Genomic DNA, 18,673 nt, shown 5'->3' with positions numbered 1-18,673 from the left:
CGTTCTTTAGCTGTTCCGAATCAAAGCCTGACGCGCAAAACGACCAAAATGACCCACAACCGGAGGTTATTTCTCTCCTATTCGCCTCTGGAGCCGGAAAAGCAGCGCCAGGGCAATTCTTTTCTTGCCTTTGCTCCAAGGCATCGCCATGTGTGGTCCCGAAGGAAGATCGGCTGTTGCCATCCTCTTTTGACAGTGCAGTCCGGAGCGACGATTTGACTTCGCAACCCATGATCCTGAGCGGCCGCAGTGTTATTGCTGTGCTGGGGCCGACCAATACGGGTAAGACCCATTATGCCATTGAGCGCATGGTTGCCCATGGGTCGGGTATGATCGGCCTGCCTTTGCGGTTGCTGGCGCGCGAAGTCTATACGCGGGTGGTCGAGCGGGTCGGCGCGGCGCATGTCGCCCTCATTACTGGCGAGGAAAAGATCACCCCGCCCAATGCAAGGTTTTCTGTCTGTACGGTCGAGGCGCTGCCGCGCGAGACCAAAGTCGCTTTCGTCGCCATCGATGAAATCCAGTTGGCAGGCGATCTCGAGCGCGGGCATATTTTCACCGACCGGCTGCTGCATCTGCGCGGACGCGAGGAAACCCTGCTGCTTGGTTCGGCAACGATGAAGCCAATCCTTCAGCATCTGCTGCCGGGTATTACTGTCGTCGAACGCCCGCGCCTGTCGCAGCTTTTTTATGCTGGCGAAAAGAAGATCACCCGGCTGCCGCAGCGCACAGCGATTGTCGCCTTCTCCGCCGACGAGGTCTATTCCATTGCCGAATTGATCCGTCGCCAGCGCGGCGGGGCCGCCGTGGTGCTCGGCGCACTCAGCCCGCGCACCCGCAATGCCCAGGTCGGCCTCTATCAATCCGGCGATGTCGAATATCTTGTGGCGACCGATGCGATCGGCATGGGCCTGAACCTCGATGTCGATCATGTTGCCTTCGCCCAGGACCGCAAATTCGATGGCTATCAGTTTCGCAATCTCAATCCCGGCGAACTGGGCCAGATTGCTGGACGGGCCGGACGCCATCTGAAGGATGGCACTTTCGGGGTGACGGGACGGGTCGATCCCTTTGAGCCGGAATTGGTGGAACGGCTGCAAAGCCATCATTTCGATCCGATCAAGGTGCTGCAATGGCGCACCGCCCAATTCGATTTTTCCTCGATTGCCAACCTGCGCCGTAGCCTGGATGCCGCCCCCAAGGTGGCGGGACTGGTGCGGGCACTACCGGCAATCGACCAGCAGGCGCTGGATTATCTGGCCCGCTATCCGGAAGTCCAGGACCTTGCTTCGTCGCCAAATCGGGTCTCGCTGCTGTGGGATGCCTGCGCATTACCGGATTATCGGCGAATTACCCCGGCACAACATGCCGATCTGATCCTTACCCTCTATTCCGACCTTGCCCGGCACGGTAGTGTGAACGAAGATTTCATGGCAGAGCAGGTGCATCGCTCCGACCGGACAGACGGTGAGATAGATACTCTTTCTGCGCGCATTGCGCAGATCCGAACTTGGACGTATGTGTCGAACCGGCCAGGTTGGCTTGCCGATCCGACACACTGGCAAGAAAAGACGCGGGAAATCGAAGATCGATTGTCTGACGCGTTACATGAAAGGTTGACGAAACGCTTTGTTGATCGCAGGACATCTGTGCTTATGAAGCGCTTGAGAGAGAATGGGATGCTGGAAGCTGAAATCAGTGTGAACGGTGACGTCTTCGTTGAGGGACATCACGTGGGCCAACTCTCCGGATTCCGGTTTACGCCGATCTCTGGAACCGAGGGGCCGGACGCCAAGGCGGTGCAAACCGCTGCCCAAAAGGCGCTTGGCCTGGAATTCGAAGCGCGGGCTGCAAGACTGCATGCCTCCGGCAATGGAGATCTGGCGCTCAGTTCCGACGGTCTCGTCCGGTGGCTGGGTGATCCCGTCGCCCGGCTGACCGGCTCGGATCATATCATGCGCCCCCGCATTCTGCTGCTGGCGGATGAACCGCTGAGCGGCAATGCACGCGATCATGTCGTCGCCCGCATCGAGCGCTTCGTCAATCATCATATCTCGACCATTCTGAAGCCGCTCGACGATCTGTCGCGGGCCGAAGACTTGCAGGGCCTCTCCAAGGGATTGGCCTTCCAACTGGTGGAAGGGCTTGGAATTCTGTTCCGCCGCGACGTCACCGAAGAGGTGAAATCGCTGGACCAGGATGCGCGCGCCTCCATGCGCCGCTATGGCGTGCGCTTCGGTGCCTATCACATCTTCATGCCGGCCCTGTTGAAACCCGCACCGGCCGAGCTGATCACCCTGCTCTGGGCCTTGAAGAATGACGGGTTGGACAAGCCCGGCTACGGCGATCTCATCCCGGTGCTGGCCGCAGGCCGCACCTCCGTGGTGACCGATCCAAGCTTCGAGCGCAATTTCTACAAGCTCGCCGGTTTCCGTTTCCTCGGCAAGCGCGCCGTACGCATCGACATTCTGGAGCGGTTGGCGGATCTGATCCGTCCGCTGCTGCAATGGAAGCCCGGCACCACAGCGCGTCCGGACGGCGCCTATGATGGCCGTCGGTTCACCACAACGACCGCCATGCTCTCCATCCTCGGTGCCACGCCCGATGACATGGAAGAAATCCTCAAAGGTCTCGGCTACCGCGCCGATGCCGTCAAGGCGGAAGAGGCCCAGGCGTTCCTCGGCACCCAGGACGACAAACCTGCCGCAGCAGCCGCCAATGCATCGACGCAGACATCCGAAAGCGTCGAAAAGGCCGACGAAGACGATGCAGATCAGCACGGCGAAGCCACAGCGACGGAAACTGTCGCTGCTGAACCGGTAACGCTCGAGACCGCCCCAACGGCTTCCGTCACGAGTGCTGAGCTCAGCGCCGAAGCAACGGCAGAAGCGCCGGCCGAGGTCAAAGAGACCGACGTCGCAGCGACCGAGGCTCCATCCGCTGACCTTCTTGCCAATCCGGAAGGCCCCACGGAACCCAAGCCGGTTCTGCTCTGGCGTCCTGGCGGACGCAACGACAACCAGCGTCAGGCCGGACGTCCACAACAGGGCGACCGCCGTCCGCAGGGTGCCAAGCGCGCCCCGCAACAGGGCGAGCAGAAGCCGGAAGCGCGCGCAGACGGCGCACGGACCGAAGGTGGACGTGACCGCGACGACAAGCGCCGCGAGGGCGGTCATCACGGCAAGCCCCGCGACCGGGACGGCAACCGTGACAAGCACGCAAACCGGGGCGACCGCGATGATCGCGGTCCGCGCAAGGACCGCGACAGGGACACGAAATCAGCCCAGCCGCAGCGTTTCGAGGCCAAGCCGCCGCGCAAGGAAAAGCCGATCGATCCGGATTCTCCTTTCGCCAAACTTGCTGCCTTGAAGGAGCAGATGAAGAAGTAAGCCATGAGCGAACAACAGCCACTCGCCGGACCCTCGCAACGGATCGACAAGTGGCTGTTTTTTGCGCGGATTTTCAAATCCCGTACGCTGGCCCAGCAGCAGATCGTCTCGGGCCGGGTGCGGGTCAATAGCAAGCCAACAAAGCAGCCCAGCGCCATCGTCCGGCCCGGCGACGTGCTGGATATTACGCTTGCCAATCACGACATGAAACTTGTCGTTCGCCAGCCCGGCACGCATCGCGGCCCTTACGAGCAGGCAAAACTTCTCTATGAGGACCAGTCACCGCCGCGCCAGCCCCGCGACGCCCTCACCGCTTTCGAACAGGCACAAAGACTTCCCGGCTCGGGCCGTCCGACCAAGCGCGAGCGCCGGCAAGTGGACCGCCTGATGGATGGCGAAGACTGACATCAAGGGCCAACGACAATGACCGGTCGTCGTCCATTTTCGAATATCTCAAGCCTTTGATGCATTGGAGATATTCGAAATCTGCGCAAGGCGAGGATATGCCAGCATCGTCGAGCCTGGCATCAGAGCTGGCCGATCCGGTTTGGGACGCGCCTGCCAGGCACTAGGAAAATCGACCTCTATCGCGTCGAGATAGGGATGATTTATCCTTGCTAAGGGACCTGGAAAGCAGTAGCTCACTGCCCTTGTGGAAAAAGCTGTTCATGATATGGGACAGTCGATTTTTCCTTGCCTAATTCGTTCCTGCAAGACGCGGCGTCGCACTCGCCATCGAGAGATCTCTGGAGTACCGCATGACGTATATCGTGACTGACAACTGCATACGCTGCAAATATACCGATTGCGTGGAAGTATGCCCGGTCGACTGTTTTTACGAAGGTGAGAATTTTCTGGCCATCAATCCGGACGAATGCATCGATTGCGGCGTCTGCGAGCCGGAATGTCCAGCGGAAGCCATCAAGCCGGACACGGAACCGGGTCTCGATAAGTGGCTGAAAATCAATGCGGAGTTTTCCCAGGTCTGGCCAAACATCACCACCAAGCGTGATGCTTTGCCCGAGGCCAAGGAAATGGATGGCGTCGAAGGCAAGTTCGACCTTTATTTCTCGGAAAAGCCAGGCACTGGCGATTGATCGCCAAGCTGCAACACGCTCACGCCCGCAACCGAATGCCGCCCATGGGCGGCAGCGGACAATCCGTTGCCAGTTGAAGGTCACCTCTTCCTATTACCTTCCAAATGCCTCAAACCTTTGTCGCATTTGAGATATTTGAAATGCCTTCAGGGTCACATCTTTGAGACTTGGCATAAAACTGCATGGCAGCTTCTGTTTTTTATGACAGCAGCCGTGCAATTGCGTGTCGCTGTGAACAATTGACGCGACCTGGGGAGAGCCAGACAGCAAAAAGAATCGCTGCCACAGTTTGACGCTTTTATGAATTTCTAAAAAAATCAATACGTTAAAAGATATTTTATTTAGGTCTGGCCACGCAAACCAACCACAGGTCAAACCGCACCCTTAAAGAAGAACAGTTTCCGCCGTCAAGCGGTCGCAAGGCAGCAAAATATTGATTTCCTCACTTTTTTATGTTAAGCCTATAGAACTGATCCACACGTGAGGGCATTTGTGTGCCCAAACCTACCGCGAAAGCCGAAAAATCCACGAAAGTTATGTTTGTGACATGTAAACCTCGCCGGTTTTGTCGCTGATGTGCTTTTATTCGTTTGATCGTAACTGGATCAGCATGGAGTCACCCGACGGTTCCCCCGTCTCATCCGGGTCTTTCGGCCTGGGGTCGGCTGTCGCCGATACAGTAACAGGGAGTTTTTAGAGCGAATGACGACCCAGCAGAAAAAATCCTCGACACGTCAGGGCTTCAAGACAGGTGAGGCGATCGTTTATCCGGCCCATGGCGTCGGTACGATTACCGCCATTGAAGAGCAGGAAGTCGCGGGCATGAAGCTTGAGCTTTTTGTAATCGATTTCGATAAAGATAAAATGCGTTTGAAAGTGCCGGTCACCAAGGCTGTCACCATTGGAATGCGCAAGCTTTCGGAAACCGATTTTGTCGATCGGGCTTTGAAAGTCGTTCAGGGCAAGGCACGTGTCAAGCGGACCATGTGGTCACGCCGGGCACAGGAATATGATGCGAAAATCAATTCTGGCGATCTGATTTCCATTGCCGAAGTGGTTCGTGACCTTTTCCGCGCCGAACATCAGCCGGAACAGTCCTATTCCGAGCGTCAACTTTATGAAGCCGCATTGGACCGCATGGCGCGTGAAATCGCCGCCGTCAACAAGATGTCTGAAACCGAAGCCGTCCGGCTGGTGGAAGTCAATCTTGCCAAAGGCCCGAAGCGCGGCAAGTCCGTGGAAGAAGACGAAACTCAGGAAGAAGCAGCGTAAGCCTGCTCATTCCAACATAAAAAAGCCCGGCATTGCCGGGTTTTTTTATGTCTTCTGCACATCCATTGATGCTGAGGCTTTGGTATTTGCAGCGGATTTTCCGAAAACAGATGACCCACTTTTCAGCTGCGATGCTTTGGAGTCTGCCAGGTTCATATTGAACCAGACAGACTCCAAATTCTCTTGTTTTCGTTTGTCTTTTCGGAAAAATCAGGTTCCACTTTTCCTAAGGCAAACTCTAAAACAATGCTCCGGCAAACAATTGTTCATCGTCTTCAAAAACTTCGGCCTGATCCACGACCATGTCGGAGCCAGCCTGCAACGGCAGGAAACGCTGATGAATATCGCGCTCCTGCGCCATTGTGTAGATGGCAAAGATTTTCTGGCTGAGCGGTAGTGCAGCAGCGGGAATAGCCGATAGCGGCGGCATATGCCCGCGGGCGCGGTCGGCAATTGCCAGGCAATCCAGCAGCAGACCACCCAGTTCGCCATCGAAATCAAGCTTGGTCACCGCCGCGCTAATCCGGCTGAACACCAGTTGGCCTTCAGCCCCAAAAGCCTCAAGCCCCTTTTCCATATCCGTCGCCACAACACGGATCTTATCCAGCGCCAGGTTCAGCGGCTCATGAATATGGTTGATGTCGTCACTGTCGTCGCGGGTCAGCGACGCCGTCGCCTCTTCGACGCAGCGCATGTCCTCGACAATGGCATCGGCTGGGGTTTCCAGCTTGGCGGCAAAGGTGCGCAACTCGCCACTGACGACATTGACGGACCGACCGGCATCGCCAAGACGGGAGCAGCGAAGATTGGAATTCAGCGCCATATAGTGAATATCGGTCTTGATAGACCGGATCGTCTCAATACCTTCCTGGAGCGCCTGAGCGGACTGGGTAACGGAACTGACGACAGCATCCGATTCATGGCTGCGGTCCTGTACGCGCGCCGAAAGCGCGCAGGCGTGGCTGATATCGCTTTCCATCTTGCGCAGCAGGCTGCGGTCATTATCGCCGCCCGATTGGTTCAATTCGTCACGCAGCGCCAGGACGCGGGCGGCATCGCTGGTAAAGCTCGACATATTGGCTGAAATCGATGTGCATTTCTGCCGGAAATCATCCAGGGATTCCTGCAATTGCGCGTGGGCAAGATGCAGGACAGCCTGGCGGAGCGCCTCTTTTTCAGCCGGGTCACGCAGTCCGCCAGCCGCAAAAAATTCCTCCAGATAATCCAGGCTACTCTGGATATGCTCGATGCGCTGGCGTGTAATATCACCGACCTGCAAGGCCGAAAGTACATTGGCGATCTTGCCCTGAATGGCGCGGGTGAGCCCTTTCACATCATTGGCAATACCGGCCATGGTCTTGTGCTGGGTTGCCAACTGGTCGGAACTCAGCGTCAGCGAGGTGACAATGGTGGGAATAGTATTGCTGAAATCCGACAAGATGCCATCGGAAAACGCCCGTGCCGTGTCCAACTGGCCGCGCATACCCGCCAATTGCTCGGCAAACCGGTCGATTTCCTCGGCACCGGACTGGATACGCTCGCGGATTTCATCGGCAAAGCCCGAGAACTCGGCAAGGCCCGCCCCGGTGATCTTCACGGTGATGGCGAATGTGCGAAGGTAGCGAATGGTCTCACGCATTTCCTCGACATGCGAATAGGTCGAGGCACATTGATCGGAGATCTGACTGAAGGATTCCTGACGCGCCGAGGCACGTGCGGGCAGCAAGGCGAGATCGGAAACCGTCTTACGAAGACCCTGTACGGTGTCCGTCGTCGTCTTCCCATCCAGAACGCCTGTCAACTGGTCAAGGCTATCCACCAGACTGCCGAGATTATCCATCACCGATACCAGTACGGCGCCGCCATCGAGAAAGGACTTCTCGATCCGCGAATGGGCAGAGGCAAGCTTCACCTCAAAATCGGAGTGCGGATTGCCGGTCGAATGGGCCTTGAAAACTGGTCGCACGAATACACCTCACAAGAGCGATATTTCGGCACATTAGCTCCAATTCAAGAATGACAGGTAAATTCTGCAAAACATTCGCATCGAATTCGAGATAATGACAAACCTTCAAGCCAGCCCTCCAGCCGGATGCATTTTCGCACCCGGCCAGCGACTTAAACGCTTATTGTTCACCCAGCTTCATGGATGGATCATAGGTCTTGCCCTCGACGGTCTTCACCACCGCCTGGCCGCAATAGGTCTGGTTGACGGCAGGGTTGAATGTCAGGCTGGGCGAGCCGTGCAGTTCCCAGCCCTTGTTAAGGGCATCGGTCACCCGGTGACAGAAGGTGGCGTCGTCGGGACCGGTGAGAAAACGATAGACTTTCATGGGGATTATCCTTTCTGGATTGGAGATGATGGTTTTGGTTCAAGAAGAGACAGCTTGGACAGAAGATGCTCGGCTTCGGCGACATGCAGCCGCTCGATCATCCTGCCATCCAGATTGATGACATTGAGATGCGCTGCCTCCGGCGCGGCAAAAGCCGCAACAATCGCCCGCGCCTCAGCGATGTCGGCTTCCGATGGACCGAAATACCGGTTGGCCGCCTCGATCTGGGCCGGGTGGATCAGCATCTTTCCGTCAAAACCCATCGAACGGCCCTGGCTACATTCCGCTGCGAACCCATCCAGATCGCGAAAATCATTGGAAACCGCGTCGATTACCTCAAGTCCGTAAGCACGGGCAGCCAGGACCACCTGCATCAGCCAGGGAACCAGATATTGACGGCCAAGGCCCGGTGGGACCCGGGTTTCCTTGCGCAGGTCGTTCAGCCCGACCACAAGGCATTCCAGCCCCAGTGCCGCGCCCGCCCTGGCAAGCTCCGCCGCCGTCAGCACGGCCTTCGGTGTCTCGATCATCGCCCAGAGGGCAGGCCCCGCCCCGGCTGCACTGCGAAGCCGGTGCAGGTCTTCCACCCGTTCAGCCTTGGGCAGCAAAACCGCGTCCGGCTTAATCGCCTCTACAAGGGCTAAATCCTCGGAAAACCAGCGTGTATCACTGCTATTGACGCGGATAATGGCTTCACGACCGTTCAAATCCGCGTGTTGCAGAAACTGCCGCAGGATGTCGCGTGCCTCGGCCTTGCTGCCGTCTGCAACCGAATCCTCCAGATCGAAAATCATTCCATCGCAAGGAAGCGACAGGGATTTTTCCAATGCACGAAGGTTGATAGCGGGAACGCTGAGCAACGAGCGACGAAAGCGCGGTCTGCGATTGGGCGGATTGGTCTGCATGGCGCTTCGCCTTTCGGTTGTCTGACCTTCACTGCGATAGGGGTTGCGACCTCAATAACTCTTGTAAAGCGTCAGGAGAAGCCCCACCTTCAAACCATTGAAAGGAACACTATGATGCAGAACCTTCGTGCTCTTGGATTGCTCGGCCTTGGGGTCATTGCCTTGACTGCGGCAGCTTTATTGACTTTCTCGCTGACGCTTGTGCTCGGTGCCGTTTTGACGGGAACGCTGGCTTGGCGCGCCTTGACGCTCAAGCCAAAGCCGGTTGCGGTCCACGCCCGCAAACGCCAGCCCGAAGAGCAGCAGCCGGTGCGGATCTGGAATGATGGACGCGGTACCATTATCGATATGTAATAGGTCGCCGTACACGCGTGAGACCATGCGTCGATGAAGCAAGCGGCTCCAAGATTCTCCTTCAAATCGACAGGCTTTTCGGTTATGCGAAGAGCCAATCTCATTCAGGTCCAGTGAAGGTAACGTCTATGGAAAAGTTCACGAAGCTCACCGGGGTCGCGGCACCGCTGCCGGTCGTCAATGTCGATACGGATATGATCATTCCGAAGGATTACCTGAAGACGATCAAGCGCACTGGCCTTGGAACAGGTCTGTTTGCAGAAGCCCGGTATCATCAGGACGGCTCGATCAATCTGGATTTCGTGCTCAACAAGCCCGCCTATCAAAACGCCAAGATCCTGGTCGCCGGCGACAACTTCGGCTGTGGCTCCTCGCGCGAACATGCGCCTTGGGCTTTGCTGGATTTCGGCATCCGCTGCGTGATCTCCACCAGCTTTGCCGATATTTTCTACAATAACTGTTTCAAGAACGGCATCCTGCCGATCGTCGTCAGCCAGGAAAACCTGGAAAAGCTGATGGATGACGCTCAGCGCGGCTCCAATGCCGTCGTGACCGTAGATCTGGAAAGCCAGGAAATCACCGGCCCGGATGGTGGCAGCATCAGCTTCGAAATCGACGAATTCAAGCGCCACTGCATGCTGAACGGCCTTGATGACATTGGCCTCACCATGGAAAAATCCGGTGCGATTGCTTCGTTCGAGACGTCCAACGCCGCATCGCGCCCCTGGGCCTGATCTGAAGTCATTCGTCACAACCCGTGGCAGTCATACCGAAGGCGGAACGCAGGTTCCGCCTTTTTCTTTGCCATCGAGCATGGCCAAACCGTACCGTTAGCAGCGCTGGCGTCCTTGAATTGCCCTTGATCGCCCGATAAAACCGCCGCACTCCTGTTTCAAACGAGGTCGGCTCATGACAGTTCGCAAACTCTTCCTTCTTCCTGGCGATGGCATTGGGCCTGAAGCCATGAACGAAGTTCGCAAGATCGTTTCCTATATGAATTCCGCGCTGGGTGCCGGCTTCGAGACTGACGAAGGTCTGGTCGGCGGCTGCGCCTATGACGCCCATGGGGCAGCGATTTCCGAGGCTGACATGGCCAAGGCGATGGCAGCGGATGCTGTACTGTTCGGCGCTGTCGGCGGTCCGAAATGGGATGGCGTCGAGTACGACGTGCGCCCGGAAGCCGGCCTGCTGCGGCTGCGCAAGGATCTTGAACTGTTCGCCAACCTGCGTCCGGCGATCTGCTATCCGGCGCTGGCCTCTGCTTCTTCGCTGAAGCCGGAACTGGTCGAAGGCCTCGACATCCTGATCATCCGAGAGCTGACCGGCGGCGTCTATTTCGGTGAGCCGAAGACCATTACCGACATCGGCAATGGCCAGAAGCGCGCCATCGACACGCAGGTCTACGACACCTACGAAATCGAGCGGATTTCTGCTGTGGCCTTCGAGCTTGCCCGCACCCGCCGCAATGCGGTCTGCTCGATGGAAAAGCGCAATGTGATGAAATCCGGCGTGCTGTGGAACCAGGTGGTGACGGCGCTGCACAAAGAGAAATTCTCCGACGTCAAGCTGGAGCATATGCTGGCCGATGCCGGCGGCATGCAGCTGGTGCGCGCGCCAAAGCAATTCGACGTCATCGTCACCGACAACCTGTTCGGCGACATGCTGTCGGACGTGGCTGCCATGCTGACCGGTTCGCTCGGCATGCTGCCCTCCGCCTCGCTTGGCGCACCGGATGCCAAGACCGGCAAGCGCAAGGCTCTGTATGAGCCCGTCCATGGCTCGGCACCGGATATTGCCGGTCGCGGCATTGCCAACCCGATCGCGATGATCGCCTCGTTTGCCATGTGCCTTCGCTATTCCTTCGCCATGGTCGATGAAGCCGACAAGCTGGAAAAGGCCATTGCCAACGTGCTCGACAAGGGCATCCGCACTGGCGACATCATGGCAGACGGCTGCAAGCAGGTCGGCACGGTCGAAATGGGCGATGCTATTCTCGCCGAATTCCAGGGCCTGATGAACTGATCGCCCGGGTTGATCGAAGGATTTCCAGCGCAAGACGCACGCTTGCGCTGGAACAGGATTGCAGTGTCACATAGCTGAAGACATACCCCTGTATGTGCTGGTTCTCTGATAAGGGACGCAGCGCACGGGGGTCGCGATGACAATTCTTGCCAGGATCAAGAGCAGTCGGCGCCGTGTGCCGGATTGCCGGACGCGTCTATGCCTGTGGGCGGGGTCAAGTCTGGTTGTGTTGATGGCGCTGCTGTTCGATACCGCCAGCGGCAATGCGGGCCGCCTGACCTGCCCGGTCTTTTACCGGATTGCCACCGTTCTGACCCGCATCGGCCAATCGGACTGGTGCCTGCTGGTCAGTTTCCTGATCGCCCTTGAGGCCGCAGCAGCATCACGATTGGCCAGAACGGCGGAGGATCGATGCCGGGCGCTGTTCGTCAGCGCACTCGGCAGCTACGCTTTCCTGTCGATCGCCGGTTCCGGACTTGCCGCCAATCTGCTCAAGCGGGCCTTCGGCCGGGCTCGTCCCGATCAGTTTTCCAATACCGGCGCCTTCGACTTTCTACCCTTTGCCGGTTCAGCGCGATTTGAAAGCTTTCCGTCCGGTCACGCCACCACCATCGGAGCAATGATGATGATCGCCGCTCTGATCGCTCCGCGCCATCGTCCGATCCTTGCCATCGCCGCCCTCTGGCTCGGCATGACAAGGGTGATGGTCGGTGCGCATTATCCAAGCGACGTGGTGGCTGGCCTGGGGTTTGGAGCCTGGTTCGCCTGGATCGCAGCGCTCGGCTTTGCTCGTCGCGGACTGGTTTTCCGCCTATCCGCCGACGGCAATCTCGTTCTGCGGCAAAAACTGATCCAGGATGGTGGTCAACGGTATGACATGCCGCACAAGGCCCCGACACCCCAACAGGAACCGGGCCCGTCCTTATCTGCGGCTGCGGCCTGATCTTAGCGCATAAGAAAGGCGCCCGGAAAGTGATTTCCGGGCGCCTTGACGTGTAACGGGAAGGGATTAGCCGTCGATATCGTTATTCTTGGTTTCCTTCAGGAAGATCATACCGATGATGAAGGACATCCCGGCGATGATGATCGGATACCAGAGGCCGTAATAGATATCGCCCTTGGCCGCGCTCATCGCGAAGGCCGTTGCTGGCAGCAGGCCGCCGAACCAGCCATTGCCGATGTGATAGGGAAGCGACATGCCGGTATAGCGAATACGGGTCGGGAACATTTCCACCAGCATCGCGGCAATCGGCCCGTAGACCATGGTGACATAGATCACCAGCACCGTCAGCACGGCAATCAGCGGCACCCATTTGACCTGGGCGGGGTCCGCCACCATCCTGAATGCACCGCCATTGGCAACGGTATAGACCGCCATTTCAGGAGCAGCGGCAGCTGTTGCCTCTTCCGGGGTCAGCAACTTGTCGGTGACGAGCTTTGCCGTGGGTACCATGGTCTTGGCCCCGGTGCGGACAGTGTCGGCACTCAGACCCAGTTCCGCATTGGCGGCGATAAAGCCGTCGAGCTTGCTATCGGGGACCTGAACCGGCGCCCGAACCAGCGGATAACCGTTCTGTTGCAGGGCGACATTGATCTTTTTCTGCAGGGCGGCATCCAGAGCCTTGGCATTGGCGCCAGCCTTGACGGCGTCGTAGCTTTCGATCTGGCTATCGCCAAGCTTTACCGTCGCAGCCGAGCCAGCCGGACCGGGCACCACTTCATACGGCACGGAATTCTTGGTCAGAAGCGCCGTGGCTATATCGCAAGAGGTGGTGAATTTTGCCGTGCCGGTCGGATTGAACTGGAAATTGCAATCCTTGGGATCGGCAGTGACCGTTGCCTTCAGCGTATCCTGCGCCTGTGCCAGAGCCGGATTGCCAGCCCAGGTCATCGCCTTGAACAGTGGGAAATAGGTCACCATGGCCAGAAGCAGCCCCGCCATGATGATCGGCTTGCGACCGATCTTGTCGGAAAGCCAGCCGAAGACCACGAAGAACAGCGTGCCGAATGCCAGCGCGATTGCCACCATGATATTGGCGGCCTGTGGATCGACCTTCAGAACATTCTGCAGGAAGAACAGCGCATAAAACTGGCCGCAATACCAGACCACTGCCTGGCCTGCGACAGCACCGAACAGGGCGAGAATAGCGATCTTGGCATTCTTCCACTGGCCGAAAGCTTCGGAAATCGGCGCTTTCGACTGGGTGCCTTCTTCCTTCATTTTCTTGAAGGCGGGCGATTCGTTCATCTGCATGCGAATCCAGACGGAAATCGCGAGCAGAAAGACCGACAAAAGGAAAGGAAGACGCCAGCCCCAGGCAGCAAAGGCTTCCTTGCCCATGGCCGTCTGGATGCCGAGAATGATCAGCAGCGACAGGAACAGGCCAAGCGTTGCCGTGGTCTGGATCCAGGACGTATAGAAGCCGCGCCGGCCATGCGGCGCATGTTCGGCCACATAGGTCGCAGCGCCACCGTATTCACCGCCCAGCGCCAGGCCCTGCAACATGCGCAGCACGATCAGGATGATCGGAGCAGCGATGCCGATGGTCGCTGACCCTGGAAGAATACCGACCAGGAAGGTCGAGGCGCCCATGATCAGGATCGTCACCAGAAACGTATATTTTCGCCCGACAAGATCGCCCAGCCGTCCGAACACCAGCGCGCCGAAGGGCCGCACCAGAAAGCCGGCGGCAAAAGCCAGCAGCGTGAAAATATTACGGGTGGTTTCAGGATATTGGGAAAAGAAGGTCGCGCCGATGTAAATCGCCAGCGAACCGTAGAGATAAAAATCATACCACTCGAAAACCGTGCCGAGCGAAGAGGCGAAGATGACCTTTCGCTCTTCCTTGGTCATGCTGCGCGGCGCGGCGTGCAGGCTTGCGGCATTTGCCATTGCTGTTCCTCCAGAACGAGTTCTCCGATGGCCGCGCACCTTCCTCCAAGGCTCAATTCGCGGCTCCGAATTACTGACAGCCTGACAGAAATCAGGGAAAATCGAGAGGCATGCTTTGGGCTTATGACTTTCGTCTAATGTTACAGCCGGTTCGTCGGCATGCAAATGGACAATCCGCTCCGGAATTTGCATGCACGCGGGCCTTATTTGCAGCGTGAATTTCTTGACACCGGCACAAAACCCGGTAAAGGCAAGAGCGAAAGGATCATGGAATGCGCGCACTCGGCTTTTACAGTGCTGATCATCTGGAACCGGCAGGCTCTGCCCGGGCGATGATGGCGTTTGCCATGTCCTCAACCACCAAGGCCAAAACGACGACCAAAACCGTCTGACGTCTCTGGCCTCCGCTCTCTCCCCGGCACGGCCGGGGACAAGGAAGACGCGGTCACGCGCCTTCCCCCTCAAAAAACCGAGGAGAGACAGAAAGAGAGCAGGAAAATGGGTTTCAAAGTTGCAGTCGTAGGCGCCACCGGCAATGTCGGTCGCGAAATTCTCAACATTCTCGTCGAGCGCGGTTTTCCGGTCAGCGAAGTCGTGGCTCTCGCCTCGTCCCGTTCGCAAGGCACGGAAGTGTCTTATGGCGACAAGGTTCTGAAGGTCCAAAATCTGGAAAATTATAATTTTTCCGATACGGATCTTTGCCTTATGTCGGCGGGCGGCACGATTTCACAGAAGTGGTCGCCGAAGATCGGTGCCCAGGGCTGCGTGGTCATCGATAACTCCTCGGCCTGGCGCTACGATTCGGATGTGCCGCTGATCGTGCCGGAAGTAAACCCGGATGCCATCACCGCCTTCAAGAACCGCAACATCATCGCCAATCCCAATTGCTCGACGGCTCAGCTCGTCGTGGCCTTGAAGCCGCTGCATGATTTTGCCACCATCAAGCGCGTCGTCATTTCCACCTATCAGTCGGTATCCGGTGCCGGCAAGGAAGGCATGGACGAGCTGTTCACCCAGACCCGCGCCGTCTTCGTCGCCGATCCGGTCGAATCCAAGAAGTTCACCAAGCGGATCGCCTTCAACGTCATCCCCCATATCGATAGTTTCATGGAAGATGGCTATACCAAGGAAGAGTGGAAGGTGCTGGCCGAAACCAAGAAGATGCTCGATCCGAAGATCCGCGTGACCTGCACAGCCGTGCGCGTTCCCGTCTTCATCGGTCATTCGGAATCGGTCAATATCGAATTCGAGCGGGAAATTTCTCCCGACCAGGCCCGCGACATCCTGCGCGAAGCACCCGGTTGCCTGGTGATCGACAAGCATGAAAACGGTGGCTACATCACCCCCGTCGAATGCGCTGGCGAAGATGCCACCTATATTTCCCGGATCCGCGAGGACGCCACGGTAGAAAACGGCCTGAATATCTGGGTCGTTTCCGACAATCTGCGCAAGGGCGCGGCTCTCAATGCCGTTCAGATCGCGGAATTGCTGGTCAATCGCGGCCTGATCAAGCCAAAGGCCCTGGCAGCCTAAGACGGGATTTCGGCAACGGCTGGACGCAATCGCGCTCAGCCGTTTTGCCTTGCCCGACTTGAATGCAGATAAGCCGGATGCAGCCGAAAGGCGACTGCCCCCCTTCCCTTTTCCAGACGAGGTATCGATGCGAACCAGGACGTTTTTTGCCATAGCTTTCACGGCTCTTGCCACAATGGCGACAGCACAGGCTGCAAATGCCGCCCAATGCGGCAATACGTCCGCTGGTTTCGAGCAATGGGTGGAAGGCTTCAAGCGGGAAGCAGCAGGCCGCGGCATCAGCCAATCGGTTCTCGACCGCTCCTTTGCCAATGTGCGTTACAATGTCCCGACCATCCGGGCCGATCGTGGCCAGAAGAGCTTCAAGCTCTCCTTCGATGAATTCATGAAAAAGCGCGGTGGGCAAACCATCATCAGCCGCGGCAAATCGATGAAAAGAGCCAATGCCCAGCTGTTTGCCAGCATCGAACGGCGTTTCGGCGTGCCAGCTGGCCCGATCATCGCCATTTGGGGCATGGAAACCGGGTTTGGCAGCTACATGGGCAATGAACACACGCTGTCCGCTGTCTCGACCCTGACCTACGATTGTCGCCGCAGCGATTATTTCCGTGAGCAGCTTTACGCTGCCTTGAAACTGGTGGCCGATGGCGATCTGGACGTAAACTCCCGAGGCGCTGCCCATGGCGAAATCGGCCAGACGCAGTTCCTGCCGAAAAATGTCACGCTCTACGGCGTCGATGGCGATGGCGACCGCCATATCGACCTCATCCATTCCCGCGCCGACGCCCTGTCGTCCACGGCCAATTTCCTGAAGGGTCATGGCTGGCAGCCGGGCCTTGGCTATCAGCCGGGCGAGCCTAATTTCTCCGCAATCGGCGGCTGGAATGCGGCAACGGTCTATCAACAGGCGATTGCCTATATCGGCAAGCAGATCGATAGCCAATAAACGCCACCCCTGTAAAGCCGGGCAATCTGATCAATCCCACGGGTCCCTGAACGGGACCTGTGGTTTTACATAGAGTTTGCCGGGTTTAATCAGCCTCTAGATTCTCTTGTTTTCGTTTGTCTTTTCGGGAAAACCGGTTTCCACTTTTCCCTGACAAACTCTAAGGATCAAGCCGCCGGAAATCGCGGCTGTCGGGGTCCATCACCCATAATTCTCCATTGGAGATATCGAACCAGGCACCATGGATGGCCAGTTTGCCTTCCTCTTCCAAAGCCCGGACATTGGGAAAGGTGCGCAGGTTTTCAATCGAGTTGCGGATCGAAATCCGCTCCATCGCCGTCTGGCGCTCAGCATCGGTCATCACAGAGGCATTCTGGATCTGCTCGGCGGCGGGCTTGATCAGGTTCATCCATTTTCCGATGAAATCGCCAGGAGACAGCGGCTCGGAATCCGGGTCTAATGCCGCGCGGATACCACCGCAACGCCCATGACCCATGACGATGATGTTCTCGACCTTCAATGCCTGGACGGCAAATTCAAGCGCCGCAGAGGTCGAGTGATATTGGCCGTCCGGCTCATAGGGCGGCACCATATTGGCGACATTGCGCACCACAAACAATTCACCCGGACCACAGTCGAAGATGGTTTCCGGAGCCGATCGGGAATCGCAACAGGCGACAACCATGGTTTTGGGGTTCTGGCCCTGCTCAGCCAAGGCCCGATACCGGTCCCGCTCGTCGCTGTAGCGGCCGTTCATGAAGTTGCTGTAACCGGCGAGGAGAGAAGCTGGAAAATCTGTCATGGCTTTGGATTATCGCGCCGCAGCACGGTTGACAAGCAAGGAAAATCACCAGTGCCGGCCGCCTTTACACGTCATGAGCGAACCGGTCGGCTGGCCGGATGCAGCAGCCTGCGAATCTGCACCAGCGCCATCGGTGTCATCAGGCTCGATTGGTCCTGTTCCAGGGTCAGTTCGTCACTCTGACGCTTCAGCGAGCGGGCCAGCACCTCATAGACACTGGCGGTCGCCAGTTGCAGGGCCTTTTCCTCGCTATGGCTCTGGAGAAGCCTGGCCAGAAGCAGCGCCGAAAACAGATCGCCCAACCCGTTCGGCACCCCGTCCATCGCCCGGTGTTCGGCCAGAAGCGCATTGCGGTTCGACAATAGCAGATTGCCGATACTGCCCGTCATCATCGGAACTGCAGAGGTGACGGCCATTAACGACGGTCCGAGCGACAGGGCCGCCTCGATGATCGCGGCATTGGTTTCAAGCCCGGCACCGGCCATCCAGGCCAGTTCATACCGGTTCGGCGTGGCGATATCGGCCAACGGGATCAGGTGATCGCGGATCGCAACCGCCGTTGCCTCTGGTACGTAGAGGCCCTGCAAATCGCCGATGACAGGATCACAGAGGTAAACGAGATCGGGATTATGCTGCTTCAACGCCTGAACCAGCCGAGCCACCGCAAGCGGCTGGCGCGCGCTGCCGAAATAACCCGTCATCACGGCCTTGACCTCGGATAGCCAGGGTGCCCGGATCAGGTCATCGATGGCTGCATCAAAGACATCGTCGGGAAAGCTCATGCGGGTGGAGGGACCGTGGCCAGGATGCCAGGGCAAAACCACTGTTGGCATCGACCAGACCGGAAAGCCAAGGCTTTCAAGCGCGAAGACAGCGGCGCGATTGCCGACCGATCCGCGAATGACATGGCTGGAAATGGCGATGACGGCACCGGCTGGGCTTTCGGACATGGACGGATGAAACCTCGTGAACGTGTGATCCTACTCGACGCTTTTGAGGTAGTTTTGTCAAATTTTGATGGCTGACGGCGGAAATTCGGCCGATTTTTAGGATTTTGTCTTCAGAAAAAACAAAAAAACAAAAAATCGGCTTGTGGAACCCACATTTGCCCTAACAGATATGATTCT

At 57.6% G+C, this 18,673-nt stretch carries 16 protein-coding genes; 10 read left to right on the top strand and 6 right to left on the bottom strand.

The window, feature by feature from the left end:
- The first annotated feature begins 230 nt into the window (after positions 1-230).
- From V6582_RS11210 to V6582_RS11195, 4 genes are all read left to right on the top strand, one after another.
- A complete protein-coding gene (locus V6582_RS11210; protein ID WP_156631476.1) occupies positions 231-3,389 on the top strand; it encodes a helicase-related protein in 3,159 nt (1,052 codons plus the stop codon).
- Between the two features lie 3 nt (positions 3,390-3,392).
- Positions 3,393-3,794 carry an RNA-binding S4 domain-containing protein gene (locus tag V6582_RS11205; RefSeq protein ID WP_156631406.1) on the top strand — a complete coding sequence of 134 codons (402 nt, stop codon included), beginning with the start codon at positions 3,393-3,395 and terminating at the stop codon, positions 3,792-3,794.
- Between the two features lie 353 nt (positions 3,795-4,147).
- On the top strand, positions 4,148-4,486 hold the full coding sequence (fdxA, locus tag V6582_RS11200) for a ferredoxin FdxA (protein ID WP_156631407.1): 339 nt from the start codon (positions 4,148-4,150) through the stop codon (positions 4,484-4,486).
- A 702-nt stretch (positions 4,487-5,188) separates the two neighbouring features.
- Positions 5,189-5,758 (top strand): CarD family transcriptional regulator, encoded by a 570-nt coding sequence (locus V6582_RS11195; protein WP_041697279.1) that lies wholly within the window; start codon positions 5,189-5,191, stop codon positions 5,756-5,758.
- Positions 5,759-5,996: 238 nt separating this feature from the next.
- On the opposite strand, the gene V6582_RS11190 is transcribed toward V6582_RS11195, so the two are convergent.
- The 3 genes from V6582_RS11190 to V6582_RS11180 form a co-directional block, all read right to left on the bottom strand.
- A complete protein-coding gene (locus tag V6582_RS11190) occupies positions 5,997-7,724 on the bottom strand; it encodes a chemotaxis protein (protein WP_197434345.1) in 1,728 nt (575 codons plus the stop codon).
- Between the two features lie 160 nt (positions 7,725-7,884).
- A complete protein-coding gene (locus V6582_RS11185; protein ID WP_070166228.1) occupies positions 7,885-8,091 on the bottom strand; it encodes a DUF1737 domain-containing protein in 207 nt (68 codons plus the stop codon).
- 5 nt (positions 8,092-8,096) lie between these two features.
- On the bottom strand, positions 8,097-8,996 hold the full coding sequence (locus V6582_RS11180; protein WP_156631408.1) for an HpcH/HpaI aldolase/citrate lyase family protein: 900 nt from the start codon (positions 8,994-8,996) through the stop codon (positions 8,097-8,099).
- Between the two features lie 114 nt (positions 8,997-9,110).
- Between V6582_RS11180 and V6582_RS11175 the strand changes: the two genes are divergently transcribed.
- From V6582_RS11175 to V6582_RS11160, 4 genes are all read left to right on the top strand, one after another.
- On the top strand, positions 9,111-9,350 hold the full coding sequence (locus V6582_RS11175; protein WP_070166273.1) for a hypothetical protein: 240 nt from the start codon (positions 9,111-9,113) through the stop codon (positions 9,348-9,350).
- 128 nt (positions 9,351-9,478) lie between these two features.
- Positions 9,479-10,084, top strand: coding sequence for a 3-isopropylmalate dehydratase small subunit (leuD, locus tag V6582_RS11170; RefSeq protein WP_156631409.1), 606 nt, complete (start codon positions 9,479-9,481; stop codon positions 10,082-10,084).
- 175 nt (positions 10,085-10,259) lie between these two features.
- A complete protein-coding gene (gene leuB / locus V6582_RS11165; RefSeq protein WP_156631410.1) occupies positions 10,260-11,372 on the top strand; it encodes a 3-isopropylmalate dehydrogenase in 1,113 nt (370 codons plus the stop codon).
- Positions 11,373-11,508: 136 nt separating this feature from the next.
- Positions 11,509-12,315 carry a phosphatase PAP2 family protein gene (locus V6582_RS11160; RefSeq protein WP_156631411.1) on the top strand — a complete coding sequence of 269 codons (807 nt, stop codon included), beginning with the start codon at positions 11,509-11,511 and terminating at the stop codon, positions 12,313-12,315.
- Positions 12,316-12,381: 66 nt separating this feature from the next.
- Here V6582_RS11160 and V6582_RS11155 read toward each other — a convergent pair whose 3' ends face one another.
- Positions 12,382-14,265, bottom strand: a complete 1,884-nt coding sequence (locus V6582_RS11155; protein ID WP_197434346.1) for an MFS transporter — start codon at positions 14,263-14,265, stop codon at positions 12,382-12,384.
- 498 nt (positions 14,266-14,763) lie between these two features.
- Between V6582_RS11155 and V6582_RS11150 the strand changes: the two genes are divergently transcribed.
- Positions 14,764-15,798 (top strand): aspartate-semialdehyde dehydrogenase, encoded by a 1,035-nt coding sequence (locus V6582_RS11150; protein WP_015917578.1) that lies wholly within the window; start codon positions 14,764-14,766, stop codon positions 15,796-15,798.
- A gap of 175 nt (positions 15,799-15,973) precedes the next feature.
- Positions 15,974-16,744 carry a lytic murein transglycosylase gene (locus tag V6582_RS11145; protein WP_197434347.1) on the top strand — a complete coding sequence of 257 codons (771 nt, stop codon included), beginning with the start codon at positions 15,974-15,976 and terminating at the stop codon, positions 16,742-16,744.
- Positions 16,745-16,904: 160 nt separating this feature from the next.
- Here V6582_RS11145 and V6582_RS11140 read toward each other — a convergent pair whose 3' ends face one another.
- The gene (locus V6582_RS11140) at positions 16,905-17,546 is read right to left on the bottom strand and encodes a carbonic anhydrase (protein ID WP_070166220.1); all 642 of its coding nucleotides are present in this window, start codon (positions 17,544-17,546) and stop codon (positions 16,905-16,907) included.
- Positions 17,547-17,617: 71 nt separating this feature from the next.
- Complete coding sequence (gene pdxY, locus V6582_RS11135; RefSeq protein WP_156631413.1) at positions 17,618-18,496, bottom strand: pyridoxal kinase PdxY; 879 nt, start codon at positions 18,494-18,496, stop codon at positions 17,618-17,620.
- Between the last annotated feature and the right edge of the window lie 177 nt (positions 18,497-18,673).

Source organism: Agrobacterium vitis (assembly GCF_037039395.1).
GTDB lineage: Bacteria > Pseudomonadota > Alphaproteobacteria > Rhizobiales > Rhizobiaceae > Allorhizobium > Allorhizobium vitis_E.
This window is presented reverse-complemented; position numbering and strand designations above follow the sequence as displayed.

Excerpts from the sequence above, each read along its gene's own strand:
- V6582_RS11210 (WP_156631476.1), top strand. The coding sequence starts at position 231 with ATGATCCTGAGCGGCCGCAGTGTTATTGCTGTGCTGGGGCCGACCAAT.
- V6582_RS11205 (WP_156631406.1), top strand. The coding sequence starts at position 3,393 with ATGAGCGAACAACAGCCACTCGCCGGACCCTCGCAACGGATCGACAAG.
- fdxA (WP_156631407.1), top strand. The coding sequence starts at position 4,148 with ATGACGTATATCGTGACTGACAACTGCATACGCTGCAAATATACCGAT.
- V6582_RS11195 (WP_041697279.1), top strand. The coding sequence starts at position 5,189 with ATGACGACCCAGCAGAAAAAATCCTCGACACGTCAGGGCTTCAAGACA.
- V6582_RS11185 (WP_070166228.1), bottom strand. The coding sequence starts at position 8,091 with ATGAAAGTCTATCGTTTTCTCACCGGTCCCGACGACGCCACCTTCTGT.
- V6582_RS11180 (WP_156631408.1), bottom strand. The coding sequence starts at position 8,996 with ATGCAGACCAATCCGCCCAATCGCAGACCGCGCTTTCGTCGCTCGTTG.
- V6582_RS11175 (WP_070166273.1), top strand. The coding sequence starts at position 9,111 with ATGCAGAACCTTCGTGCTCTTGGATTGCTCGGCCTTGGGGTCATTGCC.
- leuD (WP_156631409.1), top strand. The coding sequence starts at position 9,479 with ATGGAAAAGTTCACGAAGCTCACCGGGGTCGCGGCACCGCTGCCGGTC.
- leuB (WP_156631410.1), top strand. The coding sequence starts at position 10,260 with ATGACAGTTCGCAAACTCTTCCTTCTTCCTGGCGATGGCATTGGGCCT.
- V6582_RS11160 (WP_156631411.1), top strand. The coding sequence starts at position 11,509 with ATGACAATTCTTGCCAGGATCAAGAGCAGTCGGCGCCGTGTGCCGGAT.
- V6582_RS11155 (WP_197434346.1), bottom strand. The coding sequence starts at position 14,265 with ATGGCAAATGCCGCAAGCCTGCACGCCGCGCCGCGCAGCATGACCAAG.
- V6582_RS11150 (WP_015917578.1), top strand. The coding sequence starts at position 14,764 with ATGGGTTTCAAAGTTGCAGTCGTAGGCGCCACCGGCAATGTCGGTCGC.
- V6582_RS11145 (WP_197434347.1), top strand. The coding sequence starts at position 15,974 with ATGGCGACAGCACAGGCTGCAAATGCCGCCCAATGCGGCAATACGTCC.
- V6582_RS11140 (WP_070166220.1), bottom strand. The coding sequence starts at position 17,546 with ATGACAGATTTTCCAGCTTCTCTCCTCGCCGGTTACAGCAACTTCATG.
- pdxY (WP_156631413.1), bottom strand. The coding sequence starts at position 18,496 with ATGTCCGAAAGCCCAGCCGGTGCCGTCATCGCCATTTCCAGCCATGTC.